Raw genomic sequence first — 25,717 nt, forward strand, 5'->3', positions numbered from 1 at the left:
GTTTGCGCTGGCCCCGCGGGGTTCGCTAGGTTCATGCTGACGGGGCGGGGCGGGCTGATCGACGGCGCCGATGCTCCGGCCGGAATGGTGCGCATCGCGGCCGGGCGCTTTCACATGGGGGACACCCGCTATTACCGCGACGAGAGCCCCGTACACGAGCGTTCCGTTGATTCTTTTTGGCTTGATCGCACGCCGGTGACCAATCGGCAGTTCGTGTCCTTTGTCGACGAGACCGGCTACGTGACAGTGGCGGAACGTGCGCTTGACCCGGCGGAGTTTCCGGAGAGCACGCCCGATATGCTGCAACCCGGTTCGCTCGTTTTTCGTCGTACGGCCGGGCCGGTCAACCTGCAAGACTGGCGTCAGTGGTGGGAGTGGACCACGGGCGCATCGTGGCGTGCACCGGAGGGGCCGGGATCAGACCTGAGTGACCGATGGGATCACCCGGTCGTTCAGGTGAGTTTTGACGACGCTCAGGCCTATGCGGCGTGGGCCGGTGAGCGGCTTCCCACCGAGGGGCTCGGAGCGTTTGGTGGCGGCACGGCGCCGGCGGGCTCGTACCCGGGGGGGCGCACGACGCTGGCGAACGTCGGTGGCGATGGGGAATCGCGACGCGTGCTGAAGGGCGGATCGTTTCTGAGTTCGCCCGACTACTGCTTGCGCTTTCGTCCGGCGGCTCGCTCGCCGCATTCGCACGACACGGGTGCATCGCACATTGGCTTTCGCTGCGCGATGGATGCGGGCGCGCCATGATGATGTTGTCGGATGACGGGCGGGGGAGTCGGCAGTGAACTTTCAGACGGAACGCACCGGACGGGGAGATGGTGGGCGTGAGCGATGACTCTGACATCGTGAAGATTCGCGTGACCAGCCCCGGCGCTTCGCCATCGACGGATCGGTTGGCAACCCTCCTGACCGACGCCGGCGTTGATATTGCCGACGTGCGGGTGGAACTTATTCCGTCACAGTTGTCGATCTCGAGCCGTAGGTTCGCTTCGGATGTCGCTTGCGCGACGAATGTGGGCGAGTGCGCCGAAGGCGATGAGGCCCTGGCCCAGGGTGTAGGTGAGCATCACGACGGGGCTCGTCCAGCTGCCGACCATGTCGGGCGCGAAGAGCTGAAACGCCAGCACCGAGTCTGAGACGAGAAAGAACACGCCGCCGAGAATCACGATGAGATTGCCGCGCGTGGCGGTGGCGGCGGTGAGGCCCAACACGATGCCGTAGAGGGCAACGCCAATGAGTAGGCCGCCCGTGTGTGGCCCGATGACGGCGAGCATGGCGCCCCACCACAGCACGTAGATGAGGGCGGCTTTGGGCCAGGAGCGTACGGCGACGTGGCGCGTGAACAGCAGAATGTAGGCGAGGTGCGCGATACCGAAGAACAGCAACATCATCGGAACCGTCGGCAAGAAGGGCACGAAGGTTCCGGCGCCATCACCCAGCCAGGAGAAGAAGATCGCGAATAACAGGATCGCGATGGGCGCCGTGCGGGTGATGCGGCGCGAGTTGAGTACGACGGCGATGGCGAGCAGCGGCATGAGGCCGAGCTTGGTGGGGGCGGCGAGTGCCATGTTCTGCGTGAAGAGAGCCCAAACGTGCACGACGGACAGCACGACATACGGCACGAACGGGAGCCAAAGCACGCGGGGTCGTGCGGGCGCGGGGGTGGTCACGGCGACACTCCTTTGAGTCGGGTAGCCCCATCGTAGGGTTTCGTGCGCGCGGTACGCGGGATGCGCGCCGATGCGGGGGTGACCTAGACGGTGAGAGCGACCACGGCGCGGGTGGGCTTGGGGTGGGCGACGACGTCGAACCCGGCATCGAGAAAGGTCGAGAGCGTGCCGACGTAGAGCGAGTTGCTCGACGCTTTGCCGGCCGAGGTGTCGACCGGGTAGCCCTCGATCACGCGCGCGCCGTGCTCTTTCGCATACGTGACGGCGGCCTCCAGGAGTGCTTTGGTGGTTCTGGAACCACGGTGTTCTCGCCGCACGACAAAGCACGACACGGCCCACACGGATTCATCGTCGAAAGATTCTGAGGATGAACTTGCGATGATCTTGGTGCGCGCGAGGCGGGGCTGTTTCATGCGTGGGCCAACGCGAACCCACCCGGCAGGGGAGTCGTCGACGTAGGCGATGAGCGCCGGCGGAGGGCCCTGTGTGATCTCTGCCTCGAGTAAGTCTTTGCGCTGGTCGGCCGACGAATTGGTGAACTCGGCGTTGGTCAGTAGCCACCATTGGCACTGACAGCTCTTGCCGTCTCCGCCGCCGGTGAGCGCGTGCTGCGCATCGGCGAAGCGATCTGGCGTGGCCGGATGAATCGTGACGGTTGACATGTGCCGACGCTACAACCGACCACCGACACGGCGCCAGGGTGGTTCGAGGCGCCTGAGATTTGTGGGTAAGATAGACGAGTTGCCTTCGTGGTGACGAACAACCAAATAACGGGCTGTGGCGCAGCTTGGTAGCGCACTTGACTGGGGGTCAAGGGGTCGCAGGTTCAAATCCTGTCAGCCCGACAGAAAAGCCCTGATGAGAAGCGATTTTCATCAGGGTTTTTTCGTCTCTGAAGTCCCTGAGGCGGGCCGATGTACACGCAAGTGTGTACACGTGGTTCGATCGATTTCAGCGACACACCCGGGGAGATTCAGCTCTTAGTGGCCTCAACGCGTGTCTCAGCTATCCAGCAGTCACGCTTGATCGCGCTCGTTGCGATACCGGGCACATTTTGCGATTGGTGTCTTAAAACCTCGGAGTTCGCAGGTTCAATTTGCTGTGCGGTCGATGATCGGCATCTTGTTGAGAACGAGGTGTATACGTTCAGCTTGACTCTCGACGCTTTCTCGGCATCCACCGTCGCGATCACGGCATGTTCGTGATGCTGACCGTCATGTACGCGAACCAGACGGCTGCGCCCGAGGCAACAAGCGAGAGAAACGCAACGACCAGTGACCACCTCTGCGACCGGATCCCTTCGATTGACGCTGTGAGACTGCTCGCGAGGTCGAGAATCCCGAGAAGCTCGCGGTCAAGGTCTGCGAGTCTCCTCGCTTCCTTTGACTGGCGCTTCGCCCACTCTTTGAGGACACCGTCCTTGGATTTCGACCACCCTTTGTCTGTGCGCTCACGGGTGGCCAACGTCGGGACCTGCCACTCATACATATAGTCGTTGCTCGTCAGATTTTCGATGTCATGAGCCGTCGTGGCCATGTCGATGCTCGATCTGAGCACAGACCTTCTCAGCTTCTTCGCGCTGGTCACTGGGCGGCGAGAATGCAGCGAACTCGCCTGATCCCGCGCGATCGCTACAGCTTCTTGCTTGACACGAAGAAGCTCGAAAAGTCCGAATCGTGTGATCAGGCCCGGCGCGCCAAAGTTGAGCTCGTGCAGGATCGCGCCTTCAGTTCTTTGTTCTCCGTAGTTCCGGAAGCTCTTCTTCCTGCCGAGAGCGTCATCGAACTTCGCGATCAGCGCGAGGCTCGAATCCTGGCGAACGCGATCGACGGTCTCAGACTGGTACTCCATGATCCGGATGCGCTTCCACTCGGGCGCGTGCAACAAACTGAAGGGGTCCTGGTCTAGGCCCAGTGCACGTTGGAAATTCGCCTCGTTGCGAGCGAGGTAGTCCAACTCGAATGGATCGTGGCGCTGGGTGAAGAGCATGTCGAGTGTCGGGTGCGAAGCTTTGGCTTCCACTGCGAAGAGACCGGGAAGCTCCTCTGCGAACCAATCGCGACCGGTCTGATGTAATTCCTCACGCTTCTCTTTCACGGCGTCGAGCGCGACGAACATGCGCTGCCGGACCTGCAGCGTGCCCTTGTACCGATACAACTGCGGCTGGTGGTCTGTTCTCAGCGAGGCGTCAATCGCTTTCGAAGCCGTCTCTGACAGTCTGAACTGGGCGACTACAGCCGTCAGCGCGGATCCCAGCGGGAGCAAACTGAGGCTGATCGAGTCGAACTCTTCCGGAAACTTCGTTCGGATAGCCCCTGGGTAGAAGCCGGCATGGTCCGGCTTCACCAGCGTCGCAATCGTCTGCCAACCCAGGCCGCCTTCCCGCTTGCGTCCCTCACGGATGGACACATCGGGCGAACCAGGGTGCGTGAAATCAGCGTTGACCCATTTCCGGCCACGGACCCGCTGCATGAGCACTTCAGCATGACTTGGGGAGTAGTACTCCACGAGCCAAAAGCATGGCAGTGACACCCTCTCGTGTTCGGGTACGACGATGTTGTACATCGGATCGTCGAGGTGCGCGATCTTCTCGCGTTCCAACGAGTTGTGCGCTCGTAGCCAGTTCTGCGCCCTATTGATAGTTCGCCGAATTGCCTTGGGCAGCATCGTCCAGTACTTCCTCTTGACGAAGAGGAGCTCCAGTGCCCGATATGGCCAGTCATACCACCGCCACTCAAGACCGATCTCTGGCACTTCGCGATACATGCGGTCAACTTCGTCATGGATCTCGCGGCTGATGCCGTCCAGCGGATCGTCCGTGCCTTGAGAACCGCTAGGTCCCGCGGCATCACTGGGATCCTTGACGATCTTCGGCTCGGCGTATTCCGGCCCCCCTGTTGTCTCCGGTGCCGATTCCTCTGGAGATGCGCCCTCAGACTCTGTCGGAACCTTAGGCAGATCCGCGTCGCCTCGTTCTTGAGGACAAGGCCTCATCGATTTGCCCAAACCAGCTTCTGCTGCGACCGGTCGTACACGTAATCGACGATCTCGCCGGACATGATCATCGAGACCGCCTGGTTGATCACGTCGCGCGGCACGACGAACCATTCGGCCGGGTCGTAGTCGCGGCCCTTCCGATCGACCTGCGTCAGATCCAGCCGAACGTCCGCGAAGACCCGGTGCAGCAGGTTCTCCAGCGCTGAGGCCTTAAGGTTGTAGACGCGGTAGTCGGCAACGATCTTGACCGGGGCCATCAGGTAAGTCGGCGAGGTCGACGCGCCCTTGACTCGCTGTTCGACACTCGTGGTCGAGAAACCGATCTTGTGCAGGTCTTGGATGTTCGCGATCAGCGGGTCGGTGCTCATCGACTGCAGCACATAGATGTGTCCGCTTTCGATGTCCGCGTCGAGAATCTCGTCCAAGTCAGTCTCGGCATGGACAATGGCCTCGCCGTTCTGTTCATGCAGCCTGATGGAGAGTGACTGTCGGTAGAGCGAAGACTCTGTTCCGTTCTCGAAGATCACGCGGAGCCGTTGCTTCTGCTCGGCTTTGCCACCGACAATCATGGTCTTCGATTCGCCTACTTCGGCAACGAAGAGCAGCATCCCATTCAGAATGAAGAAGCGACCCTCTTCGATTGTGTGGACGCCCTGGAACGGGGCACGACGCAACGTTCCGTCGCGAAGTTCAGCATGTTTCGCAGTGAAGAGGTGCTCGAAGTTCTCGAAGTCCTTAGCCCGTTTGCGCCGTGCAACTGAATCTGGAGCGTCTGCCGAGCGCCGAACGGGCAGATCCGACACATCTAGGATTCCACTGTCGTCACCCAGAAGGTCGTCGAGATCGTCACTGTCCAAAAGGTCATCGATGGACGCCGGCGCTGCGGGTACTTCCAGCATCCCGAACTCGTCGAGGTGCTTCACCGCCTCGGCCTTCGCATCGTTGGCGAGGAACCCGTCCAGGCGCGCACCGAGTTTGCGCTCGGCGATCTCACGGGTCTGCGAGCTCGGCAACCGCCCCTCGACCCGCCGAAACTCGACGATCTCAAGGAACGCCCGCTCTAGGCGGTCTGACGAGGTGAGCTTCTTCGGCTTCTCAGGTGTATCTAGGAGCTCGTCGTCGAGGATTTCGTCGAGTGTGACGACAAGATTCTCATTGGAGGTGAAATCAATCGGTGTCATGAGGGTTCCACCATTTCTGTAGCGGCTTTCTCCGCTTGGCGCTGCTGTTTCAGCTTCTGCAGAAACAGCAGCGCCGCAGCCATGCGCTTCTCCACGGGGTCATCCGAACGCACATCAGGGCGCTTGCCGTTCACCTGCACCCAGGTCTTGATCTTCGGGAACAGCGCGAGTGCCTCTTCCTCCGAGAACTCGATCTTCGTCGACGTGATTGTGTCCTGGATCAGCCGCAGCACCGACGGTGTGACCGACTTTGACAGCACCTCGAACGCCCGCTGGAACGGGTTGATCGAGTCGATGAGGTTGATGTTCAGCTCGTCGATGTTCACGAATCTCTCGGCCATCTTAATGATGCGCCGGTCACCAACAGTTTTGACCTCACCGTTCTTGATCACCGAGTCCACGACGACCTGTTGGCGTACCTCCTCGACTTGCTCCTCGGTCAGATCCGGGTACTTCTCCCTGATGATCTTCGGGATCAGCACCTTGTTCGTCGTCTCGGCGTCGACGGATCCGACCGCGGCCCGGGCGAACGTGTCGTCCTGCAGGATCGTCGCCTTCAGATCATTCAGGTCCGTTGCGACGATCTGCTTCACGCGGTCGCTGGAAGGCTCTTTGAAGCCCTTGAGCTTGAGCTCGCCCTTCTTCGCCGGCTCGTCGTCGAACTTCTTCGTCTTGAAGTTGAAGTTCGGCGCGAGCACCTGCTCCATGAGCAGCGAGGCCGTGATCGCCTTCAGCATGTTGTTCACCGAGACCTTGACCTCGCCCTGCGAGGCGTCGGGCTCGGCGATGAGGTTCGTGAACTGCGCGTGCTCCTTGCCCGGGCTGTCGCGCGTCACGCGCCCGATGATCTGGATCACCTCGGTCAGCGACGCCCGGTAGCCCACGGTCAGGGCGTGCTCGGCAAAGGGCCAGTCGAAGCCCTCCTTCGCCATACCGAGAGCGATGATTATGTCGACCGCGTCACGGTCCTTGGACGCCGTGTGCGACAGATAGTGCAGCGTGTCCCCGCGCTTCTTCTGGTCGGTGTCATCGACGAGGTCTGCGACGCGCACGATTTGGCCGTTGTCCTCACGGCGCACGCTGATGATCCCCGTGTTCGGATCCGTCGATTCGGCGTGCCCGATCGCGTCGATGATCCGGCCGACTTCTTCGAGCTTGTCCTTCGTGGACTCAGAAGAGTTCACGCTCGGGATGTGCACGATCGTCTTCTTGTCGAGGTCGAGCACCTGGTCGATCGCGTCTGTGTACCGCCCCTGGTAGAAGTGGTGCCCGATGCCCAGGGAACGCAGGTGCTCGTAGCCGTTGAGCTGGTCGTAGTAGTTGAACGTGACCGGCGTGAACTTCGCCTCGTCCTCCGGCGACAGCACCGGCACCGAGTCCCCGCGGAAGTACGACCCCGTCATCGCGACGATGTGCACGTCCGAGCCGTTCATCACGTCCCGGAGCAGCGCTCCCAGGCGCGACGACTCGGTATCCGCCGAGACGTGGTGGACCTCGTCGATAGCAAGCACCGTGCCGTTGAACGACTCCGGGGCCAGCTTCTCGAAGGCGAAGCGCAGCGTCGCGTGCGTGCACACCAGCACCGCGTCGGGCCCCTCGAGGAACTTGACGAACGCGTCGACCTTGCCGGCCGACGAGCCCGCGTCGCACAAGTTGTTCTCGTCCTTGATCTCCCAGTCCGCCCAGAAGCCGTGCCTCGTCAGAGCCGTCGACGCGAACGAGGCACCGATCGAGCGCTCCGGCACGGCGACGATGACCTTCTTGCGCCCCTGGTTGTAGAGCTTGTCCAGCGCCACGAACATCAGCGCACGCGACTTGCCCGACGCAGGCGGGGCCTTCACCAGCAGGTGCTGGGCGTCGCGCTGCTCGAAGACGCGCTGCTGCATCTCGCGCATGCCCAGGGCATCGGTGTTCACCGAGGCCTTCGTCTGCGCATACGTGACGTCGACGATGTTCACGGGCTTGTTGATCGCGTTCACTTCGCAGTCCTCCGGGTCTTCTTCGCCGGTGCCTTCGCGGCCTCCTCGGCGGTCATGCGCTCGTACATTGCGAACAGGTCCGACAGGCGCTGCTCGTCTGTCTCGTACGGCTTCTTGGAGTAGATCGAGTCGACCAGAGCATCGATCTCAGCGTGCGCGTCGCGCAGGTCCTGCGGCATCTTGTCCGGGTCATAGAGCTCAGCCAGCGTCTGCTCGCAGTGGTACTCACGCACGTCGAGCACTCGCAGCGCCGCGACCGTGAGCTTCTCCTTCGTCTTGTCCGACAGCGGCGGCACCGGGAAGTTGTTGTAGACGATGGTGTTCGAGTATCGGAAGTCCGTCTTCATCTTCCCACCGACCGCGCGGGTCCACGCCATGTGCATACGTGACGTCAGGAGTGCGAAAAGCCATGGTTCCGCGTCGTAGACCGCGAACGCGGCGTCGGAGATGACCGTGTCAGGTCCGAGATAGCCCATCGGCATGTAATCGCGTCGTTCGGACGACACGCGAGGCACGATGATCGAGTCAGTCGCCTTATAGGCGGGCTGCTTAAACTGCCAAGGCTTGGCTGCGAGATCCTTTGTTGCCTTATCGTTTCTGTCCGGACTACTTCGAAACTCGGCAACTCGGTTTAATCGGGACGCGATCCCGCGGATCGACATGACCTGCGCCGCCTCGTCAGGCTCTATCCAAAAGCAATATCGTTCGCCATCGTTAATGAACTCGGACGAACCCACGTACTGCTTAACATAGCGCGCAGCTTCCGGACTGTTCGAGAGGATTTCAGCTCTTTCTGCTGCATCCATGATGAGGTGACCATCATCGGAAGGCTGCGAACCACGAACCATTCGCGGTAGCCTCGTGCCAAGCGGCAAGGACCGACGGGCGATGAAGACGTTTGGTCCGTCGGCCAAATATCCATTGATGTTTGAAGCTTTGATCTGAAGGCCATCCGTGAAGATGTACTTCTCACTCATCGAAAAGTTCCGAAGATTGATCACCGCGACGGTCACGCCGGCGTTTCGCTTCGCGTTGTTCTCCCATTTGAACGATGTGTGAGCAAAACCGATCTCGATGTCATCGCTGAGCACGGTCGGGAACATCAAGCCAACATGGTCACCTTGCGACACTGAGTTAGTGGTTACGAATGCGAGCTGAGCCTGCGTATCCCGGATGTAGTCGGCACCCTTGACGAACCAAAGCGAGATGTAATCAAGATTCGGAGAGAACGGGCGCTCTCCAAGAACCGACTTAAACTCGCCCTTCTGCTCCTTGGTCTGCATGCTGGAGCCCACATAAGGAGGGTTCCCGATCAGATAAATCTCCGTCTCGCCGTCGTTCGGGCAGACCTCATTCCAGTCCACCCGCGTCGCGTTCCCAGCCTTGATCTGCCCGGTCTCTTTCAGTGGGATCAGAGGGATCGGCACGCCGAACTTCGCACGGAACTCAGCATTCATCTGATGCTTTGCTATCCAGAGCGACAGGATCGCCACCTCGACGGCGAAGTCGTCGATCTCGATTCCGTAGAAGTTCTCGATGTTGATCCTCGAGTCCGTCCACAGCGTCTGGTGCGACGGGCTCAGCTCGGCGAGCCGCTCGAGAATCGCGTGCTCGAGCTTGCGCAGCTCCTTATACGCGATGACGAGGAAGTTGCCCGATCCACATGCGGGGTCGAACACCTTGATTGCCGCGATCCGGTCCAGAAGGCGGACCAGGCGGCGCTCGCTGTCCTGCGCCTCGTTGATCTCCTCCTTCAGATCGTCCAGGAACAGCGGCTCGATCGTCTTCAGGATGTTCGGCACTGATGTGTAGTGCTGGCCGAGGTCGCTGCGCTTGCCGGGCGTGACGATCGCTTGAAACATCGAGCCGAAGATGTCGGGGTTGATGTCGCGCCAGATCAGCGTGCCCGAGGCGATGAGCTCGTCGCGCGCTTGCTTCGTGAACCGCGGCACGACCTGCTCGTCGGTGACCGTGAACAGTCGGCCGTTCACGTACGGGAAGTCCGCGAGGTGCGTCGGCTTGTCGGCCGGATCGGCGGTGTCCAGAGCCTTGAACAGGTCGGTCAGGAACTCTGCGAGGTCAGACCCATCGGACTGGGTCTGCGACCCGACCGCGTTCGTGAACTGGTTGTGGTCGAAGATCCCTGTGTCCTCGGCGAAGAAGCAGAACAGCAGCCGGGTGAAGAAGATGTTCAGCGAGTGACGCCCCTGCGCGTCGTCGAAGATGCCCGGGTTCGCGTGCAGCAGCTCGTCGAAGAGCTTGCCCATGCGCTCGGCCGCCTTGACGTCGGCGTGCGACTCCGCGGCGTACTGAGCTTTCTCCATGCCGGCCCACGGCAGGAAGAAGGTGAAGTGCTGGTCGATCTCTCGGATCGGGAAGCCGATCGTCTCGTTCGTCTTGGTGTCGTGCGCGACGACGTCGACGTAGTCGGTGACGATCATGAAACGCGTGCTGAAGCGCACGACCGCCGGCGTCGTCTTGAGCTCCTCGGCGACCTCGAGCGGGTCGCCGGCAGTCTCCTTGAAGTAGACGACGTTCTTCTGAGCGACCTCGGTCGTTGGATCGACGGCGACGTTCAACGAGCCGTTGCGCAGCCGGGTGACGTTTCCCTGCGGTTTCCCGTAGGCGAGCAGGAGATCGAAGACGAACTCCCGGTCATACGTATCGCGCCCGGCCAGCGGGGCGACCCGCTCCTCGACCGACTTGAGGCTCAATCTCGCCATAACGATGTCCTGTTCTCATACGGGCCGTTCGGGGGAAATCGGCCAGTCATCGCGCACGTACGCCTCTGCTGCGAGGCGGGCGCTGCGTCGTGGACATCCTATCGGCGGGGTCCGACACGGCTTCGGCCAACCGCCGTCGGATGGTGATACATCAGGGTGTCAGTGCAAGGGCCTAAACGGGGCGGCCCGGCTTGGCTCGGCTTCTCTGAGCAAGATGTCCGCGAAGAGCCGGTCGTTGCTCAAGGCGGTGCTGATGTCCCAGTAGTGCTGCGCCCGCTCGCTGCCGAAGTTCCCAAATCTCGACGCGCTCGAGCATGTCGAGCCGCCGTCGCAGTGCCGCGCGCGACCACGGAATCGCTTCGAAACAGTACTCAGCGCGAAGCGAAGCGACGGCACTCCCGGGGTTGCCCCCAGAAGTCCGGCTCGTGGCCGGCGAGGCACTCGATCAGGATTTGGCCTTGGCCGGCTTCGTCCGCGGCTCCCGGCCCGTCATCTCCAAGAAGCCCTCTGGCGTCGAGCACTTCTTGATCAAGCGCTGGACCCAAGCTTTCGTATATCTGTAGGTCTTCGTCGGTTCGTCGTACTCGCAGAAGTCCGTGTTCGTCCGTGACGGATTGTCGTCACCGTTGGGCGGACGGATCTTCGCCTTCTTCCAGGAGTCTGTGAAGTGCGCCATGTTGTAAACGTACGGTATCGCTGCCTGGATCTCCTTCACGGCCTTCGTCGGCATCACTCGGCCGAAGCCCGAGACGTTCTGTTTCCTGTCGCGGACGATCACTTGGCCGCGACGCCCGAGCTCCTCCGCGAAGGCGCGCTCGTCGTCTGTCATATCGTCGTACTTCGTGAATTGCAGCGCGATCGCATCAGGATCCTTCGGCGCGAGCTCGACGATCGCCCTGATCCTGAACTCGTAGCGCGAGTCGTTTGTGACCGACTCGTCCAGGCCGGCCTCGTAGCTCGTAACGAAGGTCCTGATGTCATTCGGCAGGGTGCTCCGGAACCTCCGCAGAGCCTGCTCTCCCTCGGAAGTGAACGTACCGACGAAGATTGGGATCCTGAGCCGCATCGCCAGCGATTGGTTGTCGCCGAACTGCTCGGTCAGCTCGGTCTCGAAGTTCACGAGCAGAGCGTGCGCGTGGCCGGCGAGGTTTAGCATCAGCGCCTCGTCGGCGTGCGCATGGCGATGCTCCAAGCGATTCCGCAGCTTGATGAACAGCGAGAGGTTCGCACGAACCGGATCGGCGTCCGACGGCCAGCGCTCCTTCATGGAGCGCTCGAGTTCCCAGCGTTTCGCCTCCCCGTCGATCTTGAGCAGCCTCTTCTTAAACTGCGGGTCCCAGTAGCGGAAGTCCACGTCGTCGCGGATGAACTGCGCGTGCAGCAGGTAGAGCCATGCCAGGTGCATGTGGATCACGAAGCCCTCGAACGAGCGCGACTCCGCGGGATCGTTGTACAGCCTTACTGCGAGGCACGCCTCTTCCAAGCTCGCGTCGAGAGTCGTCTGCCATCGGGGAGGTCGTGCCATGTCATGAGGCTATCGGCAACCTATGACACGCGAGCGAAGTAGGGTCAAGCCCCTCTTACCTTGCGATCGGTCCCGACCTCCCGAAGACGTGCGCACAGCGCACCTCGTTGACCGTGATATTCATCAATGCAGCACTCGACGCTTGTCGTGCTCACACGTCGTACCCGATCACGTCGCGCCGCACCGTTTCGATTACATCAGCCGGCAGCTCCATCACTTCGAGGCGTGAGACAACGTTCAACCGAGGGTTGAAGATGCCGACGGAGGTGATGTCCTCGAAGTCCGGCAGGCTCGACTGCTTGCCCATCAGGAAGTACATCAGCAACTGCAGAGTATGGTCCTTGGTCGGCTTCGACGCGGAAACCTTGAAGTCCCACAGCGTGTCGGCGGTCAGAAAGTCTCCGTCGCCGCTGTCCACCAGATCGGTGTACCCGCCGCGGCCGCCGACAGCGTGCGCTTCTTCGCTGACGAAGATGAAGCCATCCGTCGTCACTGGGCCGTACTGCTCAAAGAACTTTGCAGCCCGTTGGATCATGGTCAGAATATGGGCCGTCGTGACTTCATCCGGCGCGAGCTGCGTACTCTGCGGGTTGTAGAACACCACCCCCGCGCGCAGGCCCACGTCGTACGTCGACAACCGGCAGGCCCGGCGCACCGCATCCGCATCGATCACGTATTTCACTGCGCCGTCGTCGAGCTGCGTCATCTCGAACCCGAGGACCACAGCCTTCGCGTCTGCCGCGATCGACTCATCACCGCCGAAATCGCTGAGGCGCTCAGAACCCATCACTGAAGCGCGGAAGACGTCTGCCGCTTGACGCACCGCCTCTTCCGTGTTCTTCGCGCTAATCCGCGCCAGCCGGCTCAGATAGTCGACGGCCAGTCCGACGATCGACGCGTGGATATTCTCCAGTTTGTGGTCCAGCGCGCCCTGCTCGTCGTCGAACTGCGTCGCCGTCAAGAGCTTCGGATTGATCAGCCCGCCACGAGGCTGACCAACTTCCTTGTTGTATTGCTTGATGCGTTGTGTTACTGAGGCCATTCGAACCCCACCTGTTCAATTGTCGTTCGGCCCCAAGGCCCGTGATTCAAGTGTAGGTCGACAGAGAGCCTCGCTTCCAGTCGCCGCGCACGGCTCGGCGCGTCAGCTGACGGGCCTCACATCAGCACGGGAATCGACCTCGCAGCACTCCGACGAAGGACCTGGCTCAGCGCTACTCACGAGTCGACTCAGGCGAAATATACTCCGGCTCAATTCGAGCGCCTGAGGTTCAAATCGATGAAGATGCTCCGGCCGAACGCTAGATGCTCGACCAGCTCGCTCGAGCACGCTCTGGAGCGCTCGAAACGCTCCAAGAATGTACACGCAGATGTACACGCAAGGATCAGGATGTACACGTATCCGGCGGGAATCGCCGGGAAGGGGCGATGCCTCGCGAGCCCTACTCCCGTCTGGCATCGCGAGCTACCGAGCGCTCCTGCGGGAGATGCTGGCAGCGTCTCAAGGGGTCGCAGGTTCAAATCCTGTCAGCCCGACCAAAGAATCGCGGAAATTCAAGGGTTTCCGCGATTTTTTCGTTGGTGACATGTGATCCGGTCCTCACAACCCATCTTTTTGACAAGCCGACGTGGTACGCGGGCCTTTGTCACCCGGCATGGCTCTTTCATCAGCTCGCGACCGCGGCGTCGGTCCTCGTGCCGGTAGGCGGCGATCATGCGCTGATAGATGCCCCAGGTCGCCTCGACCTCGACATGTTCTCGGTCGCGAACAACACCCTCAGCCGGGAGGCCTGCTTGTCGGTGAGCAGGTCGGCGACGGTGTGCAGGGTCCGCCTGGCCGAGTAGGGCGGGTCTCCCTTCATCCCGCGGTGGCCGTAGATGGCTTGCTACACACGCCGGCGGCACCGGTCGAGTGCGTCGCCGGCGAGGCGGACGACGTGGAAGGGATCCATGACCGCGACCGCATCGCGCCACGCCTGGTGTGGCAGCACAGTGCTCATCGACGCCGACGACCTTTACGCCATCGAACCGGTCGGCGTCTCGATCAGGACCCTCTTGCCCTCGGCCAGGACCGCATCGTTGGCGGTGTTCCAGGTGAGGTCGAGCCCCTCGGCGATCCGGGCAACAGTGAGGTGCTGCACGACGAGCGCTTCGAGTGCCCACCGCAGCCCGCGGCGCGAGAGCTTCGCCCGTGGGTCGGCCGCGCGGGTGGTTTCTTGGCGCCACACGCGCCCGCAGCCGGTGCAACGGTAGCGACGCACCGCGATTTCAAATACGGTGGGTCGCCACGTCCAGCGCCTCGTGCGCGAGTCGACGGATGACCGTGTCCCGAGCAGCGCCCTCGGCGCCGCAGCATCGGCACCACTCATCAGGGGTCAGGACCGGGCAAGCGAGCACCGCACGCGCGGGCTCGAGGCGTTGACCGGTCACGACGAGGTCGAGCTCATCGCGGCGGCAGAACGTGGTCAGGTCAGGGCGGGCGAACGCGCCAGAGCGCTCGCCGACGGTAGCGTCAGACAAGTCAAGGTCTCTCGGATGCAGCGTGTAGGAACCTTCATCCTCGGGAGATCTCGACGTCTATCCCGGGACCGCCACGCCAACGCCAACTACACCCTCATCTGGGATGAGCCTGATTAGGTCGTCGGTTCGATTGCGACAGGCGGCTCCGGCGAATAGCCCCTGACCTGTGGAAACGCAGGGCAGGGGCTGTTCCGTTCTGGTGGTCGCGATGCGGCGGGGCGTTGTGTCGCGACCTGGACGTGCGAGGTGTCAACGGTGCATAGCCGCAGCGATCGTTCGGCCCGTCGGGGATCATCAACGTGGTGCGGGTGTCGAGGCGGTCGGGTCCGGAGGCTCGGCGGGGCGCGATCGTCTCGTGCGTTGGCGGACTACGGAAGCTTGGACGCCAGGACGTCGGCCGCCAGGATCTCGGGTGCTGCGGCGAGGAGGTGCTGGTTGGCCATCAGGGCGGTGACGATGGCGCCGTTGGCGTGGGCGTCGCGAGCGGCCTCGTCGGGGAATGCATCGAAGATCCAGAAGGTGTCGGCGTGGGTCCTGACCGCGAACCAGACAATCGTTCCTACTTCTTCGTTGGCGAGTGCGACAGCACCGGCGAGCAGATCGGCGAGCGAGTCGTGCTGTCCATCGGCCGCGACGATCTTGGCGACGAAGGCATACGGAAGTGATGTGGGTGTGGACATGAGGGACTCTCCTTGAGGTCGGGGTTCTTCGTGAGACGAGTTCAGCCTATGACGAGCGAGAGCCGGTGGGGAGTGGCGTATACGGCAGTAATGCTACTATTTACGCCATGCGTATTGGACTGATCGCGATCGACGGCTGCTTCGGTTCGGCTATCGCGTCGATCATTGACATCGTGCGGGTGGCCGACGGAGCCCGCGGCGATGTCGACCCGCGGATCGAGCCGATCGAACTCGCCATCCTCGGACCGAAACGGCGAGTGACCACGACGGCATCGATGACCCTGTCGGTGGACCACCCGCTGTCGGCGTCCGGAGAGTTCGACGTGGTCGTCGTCCCTGCGCTTGGAACCCTCACGGCCGCCGATACCAACGACGCCCTCCAGAGCCGAGATGCTCGTTCGGTGATCGCCTCGCTCGGGCGCCTCGACGAGGCGACCACCCGGATCGCCGCGGCGTGCACCGGTGTGTTCGCCGTCGCCGAGACCGGACGGATGCATCATCGGCGGGCGACGACGAGCTGGTTCCTAGGGCCGGAGTTCCTGAAGCGCTATCCGACCGTCGCCCTCGATCTCGACACCATGGTCGTGGTCGACGGGAACCTCGTCACCGCCGGCGCCGCGTTCGCCCACATCGACCTCGCGCTCTCACTCGTGCGATCGATCAGCCCCGACCTGGCCCAACATGTCGCCAAGCTCCTCATCATCGACGAGCGGCCGTCGCAGGCGGCCTTCGTCGCCTACGAACATCTCCGGCACGAGGACCCGATCGTCGTCGAGTTCGAACGCTTCGTGCGCGCCCGCCTGGACGAACCGTTCAACGTCGCCTTCGTCGCGCAGTCGCTGGGCACCAGCCGGCGCACCCTCGAACGACGAATCCGTGCGGCGCTCAACCTCACTCCGCTCGGCTTCGTCCAACGGCTTCGCATCGAACGAGCTCGGCACCTCTCAGCAACCACGGACCTCACCTCCGCCGAGATCGCGCTACGGGTCGGCTACGCGAACGCCGAGACTCTGCGCTCCCTCCTGCGCAGGGAGCGACGCCGTTCCTGACCTATCGCCATGCTTTAGGACCACCTCTCAGCACGTCGCGTCGACGCTCGAGCCTGTTTGGCGATCAGCCGACAAAGTTTTGGATCTTTACGAAACAGAAGAGGCAATCGCTGACGAAGTGCACCGCTCGCTTGAACGCGCGTACTGCGCACGGAACGACCGCTATCTCAATGCGGCCTGTTGGATTGCCGCTGCGAGATGGTCATAGCCGACGACTGCGACGGCGAGCAGCTGTGCAGTGCGGTGCGACGACCCACAGTAGTTCTTGGGATGGCGCTGGCCGCGCCCGCGGATCGCCGATAGCCGCAGAACACGGGCCGAATAATCGGGGCCCAATCCGTATTGCGCTAGTTTGAGGATGGATTGCTCGGTGTGGTCGGGTCGAGAGGAAAATTGCTGTGGCAAAGTCGGAAAAGCTTGTCGAACAGGCGAAGGGGCATTTTGAGGTCGGCGAGGTGCTGAGAGGCGCCGTTCGGGGCGCGTACGAGGTCAAGATCATGGGATCCGACAGTGTTCGGAATGGGGTGCTCATCGCGACAGACCGAAGGGTGATCTTCTACGCCAAGAAGTTGGGTGGGTTCGATCTCGAGTCATTCCCGTATGGCAATATTTCGAGTTTCGAGCAAGGCAAAACCCTGATGGGGCACCATGTCACATTCCATGCGTCTGGCAACCGTGTCTCCGTGAAGTGGCTCCAACCTGCGAACGAGTTTGCGGACTTCCTGTCGGCTGTGAAGCAAGGGATGAATGCGAAGCATGTTCGCTCTGATGCTCAGGCTCCGGCGCAGAACGTCGTTGCCGGCGCTGACGTCATGCTCCAATTGCAACAATTAGGTTCGCTGCGGGACGCCGGTATCGTCACCGCTGATGAGTTTGAGACGAAGAAGGCGGAACTACTTAAGAGGCTCTGACTTGGCCCCGCCTGCGTGGTCGAAGTTCTGCGGCTCGTGTGGGGTCAATCGGATCGCTGATGGACATCGACGCTGGCGCCCGGCTCACATCTTAGGGCGGCTGCTAGATTGCTCGAGGGCGCGTGGGAAACGCTTGTGCGCCGTGGTGTTTCGGAGCCCGGGCTCTTCCCTCAGATGAATGGATCTGCGCGTCGATCCGTGATACGGATGGCTGCGTCGCCTGGCCACCTCGTATTCTGGATCAATCATGAGCGAACACTTCAAGGACGTCGCGCGTCGCATCGAGGCGAACCCGCTCGGCCGCCTCATGTACGGGCAGCGCGAGCTGTTCCACTCCAATCTCATCGGCTGGTTCTTCGATCAGCTTCCCGCATCGGCTGACGCAACGTTCCGCCCGTTCGCAGGGGACGGTTCCGACTCGCATCGCTTCGTGGAGCGCGAGCGCGGACATATGGATCTCGTGTTCCACTGGCCAGATCGCGCGCCATTGGTCATCGAGAACAAGGTTTTCTCGTTACCGCAACGCGACCAATTGGAGGAGTATCAGGCTGCAACAGCCGGGTGGTCGCACGCACCACCCCTCTCGTACTGCTGTCGGTGAGTGCGCCAGACTTCGATCTCGGCACTTGGCGCTATCTCAGCTACGCAGAATTCGGGGCACGGATCCTTGAAGCGCTCCCCGCCGATTCGTCATACGAGGTCGAGACGATGCGCCGCTACGCCGCGCTCATTAGCGATCTGCACCAGTTGGTCTCTGCCACCGACGTACGCTCCGACAATGAACCCGTGTGGCTGTCTGAAACACTGCTCTCATCGATTTCCAGTTCACAGATGCGCGCCGCGTTGCACAAGGCACGCGCCCAGCGCGTCGCGCGCGCACTCAACGATTTTCTGCCTGAACTTGAGCAACCTGCGGCTGGTGGCATGAGCAACGCGACCCCGCTGGTGGAGTCATTCGAGTACGTATACACGCGGGGACAGCATGTGCATCTCGGTTGGCAGCTCCAAGGCAACCAGTTCCGCCGTGCCGTCGTCTACCACGACCAATCGATAGCGGGTCGGAGCCAGGAATCACGACGTCTACGTGAGGACATAAGTCGGCGGCACCCCGAGTTCTATGCTTTTCCAATGCCGCTACCTCAAGTCCCTGGCGGAAGAAAGGAGTTCAATCACTTCGCTCCGTCTTTCGTTTATAGGTACGTGAAGACACCCGATCTCACAATTTCTGACTTGAAAGCGGCAGCCTCAGCGGTGCACGGGGAGATTGAGCAACATCGCGCTGAAGGTTCCGTAGAGCCTCGCCCCATCGATACTGCGCGAACAGCGCCGTAACGCGTTCTCCGCACGCGCCGCATTGCGGCTAGCTGAGGGAACCAACGCCAGTATCACCATGGCGCGCACGGCACCCCCGCCATGCACACCCCGTTACTCCAACATTCCGCGCAACCGCTCGTGAAACTGGGTGGAGCGGGAGTCGAGGCCCACGAAGTGCACAGTGATGTCGTGCTCGCGATATTTCGTTTCGACGGAGTCGAGGGCGGCGACGGTTGACGCGTCCCAGATCTGTGCCGCCGAGAAGTCCACCGTCACCTCAGCCGGGTCTTCGGCGTATGAAAACTGTTCGACGAGGTCGTTGCTGCTGCCAAAGAAAAGCGGGCCGTGCACGGCATAGGCAACACTCGTTCCCGACACCTGTCGCGTCAGGGTCACGACATGCGCCACGCGCCGCGCGAACAGCACCATGGCCAGCAATACGCCAACGCCCACGCCAATCGCGAGGTTGCTCGTGGCGACCACGACGACAATGGTCACCACCATCACCGCCGTCTCGGAAAGCGGCATGCGGCGCAACGTAGACGGCCGAATGCTGTGCACGTTGATCGTCGAGATGGCTACCACCATCATCACGGCAGCCAGCGCGACCATGGGAATCTGTTCCATCACGTCGCTCAGCACCGTCACGAGCACAAGCAAGAACGCACCTGCCACAAACGTCGACAACCGCGTGCGTGCGCGCCCCAGCTTGACGTTAACCACCGTCTGGCCGATCATCGCGCACCCGGCGATGCCGCCCCACAGCCCGGCGAAAATGTTCGAGACGCCCAACGCCCACGACTCACGGCCCTTGTGCGATCGGGTGTCGGTGATGTCATCGACGAGCTTCGCCGTGAGGAGCGTCTCCATCAGCCCGACAAACGCGACGCTCACGGCCGTCGGGGCAATGATGCCCAACGTCTCCATCGACAGCGGAACCAGCAGTGGCGTGATTCCGGGGAGCCCGCCCGCCACCTCTCCCTGATCGCCCACGGCCGGAACACTCAGCTGCGCAATCATCGTGATCGCCGTCACGACGACAATCGCCACCAGGGGCGCGGGTACCGCCTTCGTGAGACGCGGTAGCCCCACCACAATCACGATCGTCAGCGCGAAAAGCGGATACACCAGCCAGGGCACATCGAGCAGATGGGGAACCTGCGCGGCGAAGATCAGAATGCCGAGCGCATTGACGAACCCCAGCATCACCGACCGCGGAATGAAGCGCATCATGCGCGCGAGGCCGGTCACACCAAACAGAATCTGAATGGTTCCGGCCACGATGACCGTTGGCAGCAGGTACTCGACTCCGTGCTCGCGCACCAGGGGCGCCACCACCAGAGCCACCGCGCCTGCGGCCGCCGTGATCATCGCGGGGCGACCGCCCAAGATTGACATCGAAATCGCCAGCACCACCGAGGCGATCAGGCTCACCTTGGGATCAACGCCCGCGATCACCGAAAACGAAATCACTTCGGGAATCAGAGCCAGTGTCGTGACGATTCCCGCGAGCACTTCCGTCGCGAAGAGTCGGGGGTTGCGCAGGGCCTGTATCACAGACGGAGAAGTCTTCACTGATTAACTTTAGGCGTTCCGCCCGGCGCCGAGCGGCACAGAACCCTTGCCCTGGCGCGGGAGTGCTCCTAAGCTACGGGAAGTGGGACAAGTGTCCCACTCTGTGACTGGGCGAACGATGACGTTAGCCGGGGGAGGCGATGATGTTTCACGAACCGCACGCTGGCGCCAACCCGGTAGCGCTGGGTCAGGCCCTTCCGCCCTCCTTTGTTCTGGGCACGGCAACCGCATCGGCGCAGATCGAATGTGCAACCACCGTCGGCCGGCGCACCCCCAGCGCGTGGGATCGCTTTAGCGCCGAACCCGGCCGTATTCTCGACGCCAGCACGACGGCGGTGACCGCCGATCACTATCACCGTGTCTCCGAAGACGTGCGCCTCATGGCGGCGCTCGGCTTTGACGCCTACCGCTTCTCCCTCGGCTGGACCCGCCTGCAACCCGAGGGGCGCGGCCCGCTCGACCCCACCGGCGTCGACTTCTACGACCGCTTGCTCGATGAGCTGCACGCCGCCAACATCACGCCATTCGCCACGATCTTTCACTGGGATCTCCCGGCCCGAGGCCGTACACGCGGTCGCCAGCATGCTCGACGACGCCGACACCCCACGGTGACGCAACCGGCGGTCACCCCACGGTGACGGAACCGGCGGTGACTACGCGGTGCCGGTGAGGGTGCGGTGCGTGGCGATCGCCTGCTGATCACTCAACGACGACACGTAGTCGACGATCGCGCGGCCGCGCGCCTGACGACGAAGCCCGGCATCGCTCGCCTCGCCCACGATGCTTTCGGGTCGCGATTGCCGCAGCGCAAACATGTTGTGCGTGACCTCCTCGACCCACTCCTGCAGGCGCCGTGGTGCTCGCGGTGCGTCATCGGAGTCGGTCAGCCAGGCGTCAAAGCCAAGAGCGAGATCGGTGACGATGCGTGCCTGACCGCGTTGCGGTAGCGCAAGCTCCGGGCGCTCCAAGACAAAGTGCGCGTGCACAAACTTCAGCACGATGACTTCGTGCCACGCGCGCTGATTCAGTCGAACGTGGCCGCTGCGCACATGCGGGTTACGCTCCACCACGACCGAGGTGCGCAAGTGTTCAATCCATCGTCGAGTAAAACCCGAGACCGCACGCTCACTGTCGATGCCGCCATCGTAAGCGGCGGCTAGCAGCGAGCCGCTGATGCTTTCGCTCACCCGTTGCACGGCCTCGGCGAAGGCGTCGCGGTCGGCAATCCACGCGTCTTTCATTGAGGCGCGACGCCACAAGAGCTCCAGTGCCGTTCCGGGTGCGCGCCGCGTTGCGGCCAGTTCGGTCTCGTCCATCGTTGAAAACGCGGCAGCGGCCGACAGCCAAGCCCGAAACTCTGCGGCGACTTCGGACTGCTGCAGCACGCCTGCGCGCGCAAACTCGTCCAGATCATGAACGGCGTAGGCGATATCGTCGGCGAGATCCATGACCGCGCACTCGATCGTTTGCTGCCCCGGAGCGATCGTGGGGAAGGCGCTGCGAGCCTGTTCCATTTGCGCCGCATCCAGCGCATAGGCCGAAAACTTGCCCGCTCCTGCAATCGGGTCGGCGCCCACGCCGCGACGGCGATCAGAGACCGCCAGATCCGAGATGGACACCCCGATCCACTCGCCACGCGTCCACGGGTACTTGAGCGTGGCCGCGCGCGTGCTTGCGGTCAGGTTGAGGCCAGGAAAATTGCGCCCGAGCGTATCGAGCTGCACCAGAATGCGAAACGACTGCGCGTTGCCCTCGAACCCTTCGAGCAGCCCCAACCGCTCGCGTGCGACGCGGTCCAGCACCCGCTCACCGAGGTGCCCGAACGGTGGGTGACCGAGGTCGTGGGCATGCGCGGCTGCCTGGGCGACGATCGTGTCACACCCGCCGAGCATCTCAATGGTGGCGCCGGTTGCATCGTCTTCGCGGCGCTCACCGCGGGTGAAAGCGCGGCGCCGTGCGGCAGTACCGGCGAGGTTGGCGGCAATCACGCGGGCGACGGCGCTCACCTTGAGCGAGTGGGTCAGGCGGTTGTGCGCCATCGGCCCAACACCGGAGAGCGGAACCACCTGCGTCACATCGGAAAGCCGCCCGAAATAGGGGGAGAAACGGATGCGTTCGAGGTCAATGCGGTATTGCTCGGTCGCGAGCGAGCCGTTGCTGGCTCCCTCGTCGGCGCCGGCAACATCTTCGACCGACAGCGCGGAGTGCTGGGAAGATTCGGCCTCGGCGTATCGGCGCGATGTACGTGCCAGAGAGGGGGCATCCGCGAATGTCATGGCCCTATTCAACCAGCCTGGGGCAGACGCGTGAGGGAGGCGAAGACCGCGTCTTCGTCTCCCTCACGCGGTGATCACACCGTGTTATTCGGCAGATTCGAGCCCGGCGCCCGAGGGCGACACTAGAATCTTCACGGCCGTCTCGTTGCGGTTGATGAGGGTGTCAAAGCCCTCGTCAACGATGTGCTCCATACCGATCTTTCCCGTGATGAACGGCTTGAGGTCGATCTTGCCCGACTCCACCAGCGCAATCGTCGCAGGGTGCGAGTTAACGTAACCAATGGTTCCGCGCACATCGAGCTCTTTCATCACGAGCTTGTGCATGTCGAACGTCGCAGGCTTACCCCAGATCGACACCACAACGATGACGCCGGTGGGGCGCACGGCGTCCATCAGCGTGTCAAAGACAACCTGCACAGACGTTGCTTCAAAGGCAACATCGGCGCCCTGACCGCCGGTGAGCTTCTTCACCTCGGCCACCACGTCGACCTCGGCCGGGTTCAACGCCACATCGGCGACGCCGGCATCGAGAGCCTTCTGACGGCGCAACGGCGACAGCTCCGAAATGATGACGCGAACATCGAGAGCGTGCAGCACGGCGGCAGTGAGCTGACCGATGGGGCCAGCACCGCCAACGAGCGCGGTTTGACCAGCCTTGACGCCCGAGCGCATGACGGCGTGGTAGGCAACTGAGAGCGGCTCGATGAGGGCGGCTTCATCGAGGGCAACAGCCTTGTCAATCTTGTGCACCCATCGGCGCTTGACGACGATGTTTTCAGCCAGTCCGCCACCGCGGCCGGCGAGGCCGATGAAGTTCATGTCTTCAGACAGGTGGTAGTCGTTCGAGTCAGGGCCGGTGTTGACGTCATCGTGAATGATGTACGGCTCAACAACGACGTGGTCGCCGACCGCGAGATCGGTGACACCCTCACCCAGTTCAGATACCACACCCGAGAACTCGTGGCCGAGCGTGATGGGTGCCGATTCTCCCGAAATCGGGTGCGGCTGACCCGGAGCCGGAACGAAGATCGGGCCCTCGAGATATTCGTGCAGATCGGTGCCGCAAATCCCCGTCCATGCCACATCGATACGCACCGTTCCCGGCTCCAGCGGCTGCTGTTCGATGTCTTCAATGCGAATGTCGTTGCGGCCGTAGTAGCGTGCTGCCTTCACGATGATCAACCTTTCATGCGCCGACGCGCGAGGCGAAAGCGCGCGGTGGCATGCTTTCGCTTCATCGCTTCGATGACTGGATTAGTCCAATAGAAGCAAGACAGTGCGCAGGTCGTTCGGCTATCAGAGCAACGCGGCCTAACAGGGCTCAGCGTCTCAAACGATCACACTGCTTGATACCTTCAGCCTACGCCTGATCGCGCTGCTGGGGGTCGCCGACTGCGCCGGAAATAACCGCATGCGCGTCGCTCTGCTGCCCTGAGCGCAAGCGTCGTGGGGCAACACAAGCACACCAGCACCGGTGAGGAGAGGCAGCGACGGGGCGAGCGGCAATTCAGCGACCGTCAGGCTCAGCACCAGAATGAGCACGTTCAATCGTGTGGTGAGCGCGGAGCGCAACCTCATGGTGCCGTCTGCCGGCGGCAAACGCTGCGAAAAGCCAACCCGAGATCTCGGTCATGCCGCTCGCGCTGGCGTACGCCGGCGAAAATCACTAAGGCGTGGAGGCCGGCCGATGCGCTGCACCGGCCGCACGACGCAACCGCGCGGCTCCAACGAAGCCGAGCAGGAGGAAGATGGCTGCGACGAGAAGTGACGCGCGGGTGGCGTCGGAAAAACCAGATGCCAGAGCGTCGATGGCTTGCGGCGTTTGGTCTCCGAGTGCGCTCGCGGCACCCTCAGCGCGCAACTGTGCAATCGTGGTTCCGGCGGTGAGACGCGTCGACTCGGCTAGCTGTTCGGCCTGCGAGCCCGTGATACCGGCCTCGCCCAGCGCGGTCGGCACGGTGATCGCGAGGGACACGGCCAGGGCGGCTCCGGCGAAGGCCGTTCCCAGCGCTGAGCCCACCTGGCGTACCGTGCTCTGCGTGGCCGAGCCCTGACCCGAGATCTCGACCGGAATATCTTGCAAGACGGTTCCCGTGAGTTGTGCAGACGCGAGGCCCAGGCCTAAGCCATAAACAACGAGGGGGAGAGCGACAATCCACCCCGGCGTTGTCGCTTGCACCACGAGCGCAAGCGCAACAACGCCCAGGACCTCGAGTCCGAGACCGATCAGCACCGTGCCCGGTGAGCCGAAGCGGGCGGCGAGATGACGCGCCGATGCGCCCGAAAAGAACGCACCGAGCGCCATCGCCGCGAGCACGAGACCTGCACCCATCACGTCGAGTCCCAGCGCGTTGATCAGGTACAGCGGCAACACGAAGATGATCGCAAACTCACCCACAGCCACCATCGCGGCCGTGAGATTGCCCCATGAGAATGTCGAATAACTGAACAGGTTGAGATCGAGCAGGGCGGCTCGCTGCACCTTCTCACGGTGCCGCTCCCACACCACGAAGAGCACGAGAGCAATGGCGGCGACGGCGAAGGCGACCGGAACCACAGAGATGGGCGCATCGATGGGCCACTCCCAGCCGAAAAGGGAGAATTCGCCGGCGGGGGAGAGCCAGCCGAGATCGGGGCCCTCGATCACCGCGAAGACGAGCGCGCCGAAACCGATCGCGCTGAGGAGCGCGCCATCAACATCAACACCGGGTCGAGTCTTGACGCCACGGGTCTCGGGCACCGTGACGATAGCGGCGATGAGAACCGCGATGCCCACCGGCACGTTAACGAGAAAGATCCAGTGCCATGAGGTCCATTGCACGAGGGCCCCGCCGGCCAGGGGGCCGACGGCGGCCGCACCCGAAATGACCGCGCCCCACACCCCGAAGGCGGCGCCGCGGTACCGCCCCCGGAACACGGCGTTGACCGTGGAGAGAGTGGACGGCATGATGAGCGCGGCTCCCACGGCTTGGACGGCGCGCGCGGCAATCAGCATGCCCGCCGTCGAGGACGTTGCGGCGAACACGCTGGCGGCCATGAAGACGATCAGGCCCACGAGGAAGAGGCGCTTGCGGCCCCACCGATCGGCGAGGTTGCCCGTGGAGAGCAGCAGAGCCGCCAACAAGACCGCATACAGGCTGTTGACCCACTGCGCATCGGTGAGGTCAAGGCCGAGATCACCGATGATGGCGGGGAGCGCCACACCCACGATCGTGCCGTCCAGCACGATGAGTCCGAGGCCGATAGAGAGCACAGCCAGGGCCGCCCAATCACGCCGTGTCGGAGCCGGTGACTGTTGCGGTGTCGTCATA

The 25,717-nt window shown here is 62.6% G+C and carries 19 protein-coding genes, 2 tRNA genes and 1 pseudogene; 8 read left to right on the top strand and 14 right to left on the bottom strand.

Translation table 11 applies throughout. The features are described 5' to 3' along the window. Nucleotides 1-33: 33 nt before the first annotated feature. Nucleotides 34-753: an SUMF1/EgtB/PvdO family nonheme iron enzyme gene (locus tag FVP60_RS08565; protein WP_246132531.1), complete on the top strand. Its 720-nt coding sequence runs from the start codon at nucleotides 34-36 to the stop codon at nucleotides 751-753. Nucleotides 754-962: 209 nt separating this feature from the next. Here FVP60_RS08565 and FVP60_RS08570 read toward each other — a convergent pair whose 3' ends face one another. Beyond that, the gene (locus tag FVP60_RS08570) at nucleotides 963-1,676 is read right to left on the bottom strand and encodes a lysoplasmalogenase family protein (protein ID WP_246132532.1); all 714 of its coding nucleotides are present in this window, start codon (nucleotides 1,674-1,676) and stop codon (nucleotides 963-965) included. An 83-nt stretch (nucleotides 1,677-1,759) separates the two neighbouring features. After that, nucleotides 1,760-2,338 carry a GNAT family N-acetyltransferase gene (locus FVP60_RS08575; protein WP_147825845.1) on the bottom strand — a complete coding sequence of 193 codons (579 nt, stop codon included), beginning with the start codon at nucleotides 2,336-2,338 and terminating at the stop codon, nucleotides 1,760-1,762. Between the two features lie 109 nt (nucleotides 2,339-2,447). Between FVP60_RS08575 and FVP60_RS08580 the strand changes: the two genes are divergently transcribed. Further along, nucleotides 2,448-2,521: transfer RNA gene (locus FVP60_RS08580), tRNA-Pro, on the top strand. Between the two features lie 343 nt (nucleotides 2,522-2,864). Here the strand turns inward: FVP60_RS08580 and FVP60_RS08585 are convergent. The 6 genes from FVP60_RS08585 to FVP60_RS08610 all read right to left on the bottom strand — a co-directional run bounded on the left by FVP60_RS08585 (nucleotide 2,865) and on the right by FVP60_RS08610 (nucleotide 13,123). Further along, nucleotides 2,865-4,682 (bottom strand): hypothetical protein, encoded by a 1,818-nt coding sequence (locus FVP60_RS08585; protein WP_147825846.1) that lies wholly within the window; start codon nucleotides 4,680-4,682, stop codon nucleotides 2,865-2,867. Next, nucleotides 4,667-5,854 carry a GIY-YIG nuclease family protein gene (locus tag FVP60_RS08590; protein ID WP_147825847.1) on the bottom strand — a complete coding sequence of 396 codons (1,188 nt, stop codon included), beginning with the start codon at nucleotides 5,852-5,854 and terminating at the stop codon, nucleotides 4,667-4,669. The genes FVP60_RS08585 and FVP60_RS08590 overlap by 16 nt, the downstream gene beginning before the upstream one ends. Beyond that, nucleotides 5,851-7,833 (bottom strand): DEAD/DEAH box helicase, encoded by a 1,983-nt coding sequence (locus FVP60_RS08595; protein WP_147825848.1) that lies wholly within the window; start codon nucleotides 7,831-7,833, stop codon nucleotides 5,851-5,853. The genes FVP60_RS08590 and FVP60_RS08595 overlap by 4 nt, the downstream gene beginning before the upstream one ends. Then, on the bottom strand, nucleotides 7,830-10,556 hold the full coding sequence (locus tag FVP60_RS08600; protein WP_147825849.1) for a DNA methyltransferase: 2,727 nt from the start codon (nucleotides 10,554-10,556) through the stop codon (nucleotides 7,830-7,832). The genes FVP60_RS08595 and FVP60_RS08600 overlap by 4 nt, the downstream gene beginning before the upstream one ends. A gap of 445 nt (nucleotides 10,557-11,001) precedes the next feature. Beyond that, nucleotides 11,002-12,081, bottom strand: coding sequence for a DUF3644 domain-containing protein (locus FVP60_RS08605; RefSeq protein ID WP_147825850.1), 1,080 nt, complete (start codon nucleotides 12,079-12,081; stop codon nucleotides 11,002-11,004). Between the two features lie 151 nt (nucleotides 12,082-12,232). After that, on the bottom strand, nucleotides 12,233-13,123 hold the full coding sequence (locus FVP60_RS08610; RefSeq protein WP_147825851.1) for a hypothetical protein: 891 nt from the start codon (nucleotides 13,121-13,123) through the stop codon (nucleotides 12,233-12,235). A gap of 439 nt (nucleotides 13,124-13,562) precedes the next feature. Between FVP60_RS08610 and FVP60_RS08615 the strand changes: the two genes are divergently transcribed. After that, nucleotides 13,563-13,620, top strand: a tRNA-Leu gene (locus FVP60_RS08615). A 75-nt stretch (nucleotides 13,621-13,695) separates the two neighbouring features. Here FVP60_RS08615 and FVP60_RS08620 read toward each other — a convergent pair. Continuing rightward, nucleotides 13,696-14,601 (bottom strand): annotated as a pseudogene (locus FVP60_RS08620) (transposase); the annotation flags it as partial. A gap of 368 nt (nucleotides 14,602-14,969) precedes the next feature. Beyond that, nucleotides 14,970-15,281, bottom strand: a complete 312-nt coding sequence (locus FVP60_RS08625; protein WP_147825852.1) for a putative quinol monooxygenase — start codon at nucleotides 15,279-15,281, stop codon at nucleotides 14,970-14,972. A gap of 107 nt (nucleotides 15,282-15,388) precedes the next feature. Here FVP60_RS08625 and FVP60_RS08630 point away from each other — a divergent pair, with 107 nt between their 5' ends. From FVP60_RS08630 to FVP60_RS08645, 4 genes are all read left to right on the top strand, one after another. Continuing rightward, nucleotides 15,389-16,330, top strand: coding sequence for a GlxA family transcriptional regulator (locus FVP60_RS08630; RefSeq protein ID WP_147825853.1), 942 nt, complete (start codon nucleotides 15,389-15,391; stop codon nucleotides 16,328-16,330). Nucleotides 16,331-16,728: 398 nt separating this feature from the next. Next, the gene (locus tag FVP60_RS08635; RefSeq protein ID WP_147825854.1) at nucleotides 16,729-17,241 is read left to right on the top strand and encodes a PH domain-containing protein; all 513 of its coding nucleotides are present in this window, start codon (nucleotides 16,729-16,731) and stop codon (nucleotides 17,239-17,241) included. 247 nt (nucleotides 17,242-17,488) lie between these two features. Beyond that, nucleotides 17,489-17,842, top strand: coding sequence for a PD-(D/E)XK nuclease family protein (locus FVP60_RS08640; RefSeq protein ID WP_147825855.1), 354 nt, complete (start codon nucleotides 17,489-17,491; stop codon nucleotides 17,840-17,842). After that, nucleotides 17,803-18,573 (top strand): hypothetical protein, encoded by a 771-nt coding sequence (locus FVP60_RS08645; protein WP_187240617.1) that lies wholly within the window; start codon nucleotides 17,803-17,805, stop codon nucleotides 18,571-18,573. Before FVP60_RS08640 ends, FVP60_RS08645 begins: the two co-directional genes overlap by 40 nt. A 93-nt stretch (nucleotides 18,574-18,666) precedes the next feature. Here FVP60_RS08645 and FVP60_RS08650 read toward each other — a convergent pair whose 3' ends face one another. After that, complete coding sequence (locus FVP60_RS08650) at nucleotides 18,667-20,130, bottom strand: SulP family inorganic anion transporter (RefSeq protein WP_147825857.1); 1,464 nt, start codon at nucleotides 20,128-20,130, stop codon at nucleotides 18,667-18,669. Nucleotides 20,131-20,270: 140 nt separating this feature from the next. Between FVP60_RS08650 and FVP60_RS08655 the strand changes: the two genes are divergently transcribed. Continuing rightward, nucleotides 20,271-20,768 (top strand): family 1 glycosylhydrolase, encoded by a 498-nt coding sequence (locus tag FVP60_RS08655; RefSeq protein ID WP_147825858.1) that lies wholly within the window; start codon nucleotides 20,271-20,273, stop codon nucleotides 20,766-20,768. A gap of 15 nt (nucleotides 20,769-20,783) precedes the next feature. Here FVP60_RS08655 and FVP60_RS08660 read toward each other — a convergent pair whose 3' ends face one another. The 3 genes from FVP60_RS08660 to FVP60_RS08670 all read right to left on the bottom strand — a co-directional run bounded on the left by FVP60_RS08660 (nucleotide 20,784) and on the right by FVP60_RS08670 (nucleotide 25,716). After that, nucleotides 20,784-22,406: a deoxyguanosinetriphosphate triphosphohydrolase family protein gene (locus FVP60_RS08660; protein ID WP_147825859.1), complete on the bottom strand. Its 1,623-nt coding sequence runs from the start codon at nucleotides 22,404-22,406 to the stop codon at nucleotides 20,784-20,786. Nucleotides 22,407-22,490: 84 nt separating this feature from the next. After that, entirely contained in the window at nucleotides 22,491-23,579 is a 1,089-nt protein-coding gene (locus FVP60_RS08665; protein WP_147825860.1) for a 2,3-butanediol dehydrogenase, read from the bottom strand. A 493-nt stretch (nucleotides 23,580-24,072) separates the two neighbouring features. Then, nucleotides 24,073-25,716, bottom strand: a complete 1,644-nt coding sequence (locus tag FVP60_RS08670; RefSeq protein WP_147825861.1) for a DHA2 family efflux MFS transporter permease subunit — start codon at nucleotides 25,714-25,716, stop codon at nucleotides 24,073-24,075. Between the last annotated feature and the right edge of the window lies 1 nt (nucleotide 25,717).

Origin of the sequence: Microbacterium mitrae (assembly GCF_008017445.1) — a bacterium.
Taxonomy (GTDB): Bacteria; Actinomycetota; Actinomycetes; order Actinomycetales; family Microbacteriaceae; genus Microbacterium; species Microbacterium mitrae.

Coding starts and splice junctions, on each gene's coding strand:
- FVP60_RS08565 (WP_246132531.1), top strand. CDS start 34: ATGCTGACGGGGCGGGGCGGGCTGATCGACGGCGCCGATGCTCCGGCC.
- FVP60_RS08655 (WP_147825858.1), top strand. CDS start 20,271: ATGATGTTTCACGAACCGCACGCTGGCGCCAACCCGGTAGCGCTGGGT.
- FVP60_RS08610 (WP_147825851.1), bottom strand. CDS start 13,123: ATGGCCTCAGTAACACAACGCATCAAGCAATACAACAAGGAAGTTGGT.
- FVP60_RS08590 (WP_147825847.1), bottom strand. CDS start 5,854: ATGACACCGATTGATTTCACCTCCAATGAGAATCTTGTCGTCACACTC.
- FVP60_RS08605 (WP_147825850.1), bottom strand. CDS start 12,081: ATGGCACGACCTCCCCGATGGCAGACGACTCTCGACGCGAGCTTGGAA.
- FVP60_RS08640 (WP_147825855.1), top strand. CDS start 17,489: ATGAGCGAACACTTCAAGGACGTCGCGCGTCGCATCGAGGCGAACCCG.
- FVP60_RS08600 (WP_147825849.1), bottom strand. CDS start 10,556: ATGGCGAGATTGAGCCTCAAGTCGGTCGAGGAGCGGGTCGCCCCGCTG.
- FVP60_RS08670 (WP_147825861.1), bottom strand. CDS start 25,716: ATGACGACACCGCAACAGTCACCGGCTCCGACACGGCGTGATTGGGCG.
- FVP60_RS08660 (WP_147825859.1), bottom strand. CDS start 22,406: ATGACATTCGCGGATGCCCCCTCTCTGGCACGTACATCGCGCCGATAC.
- FVP60_RS08625 (WP_147825852.1), bottom strand. CDS start 15,281: ATGTCCACACCCACATCACTTCCGTATGCCTTCGTCGCCAAGATCGTC.
- FVP60_RS08630 (WP_147825853.1), top strand. CDS start 15,389: ATGCGTATTGGACTGATCGCGATCGACGGCTGCTTCGGTTCGGCTATC.
- FVP60_RS08575 (WP_147825845.1), bottom strand. CDS start 2,338: ATGTCAACCGTCACGATTCATCCGGCCACGCCAGATCGCTTCGCCGAT.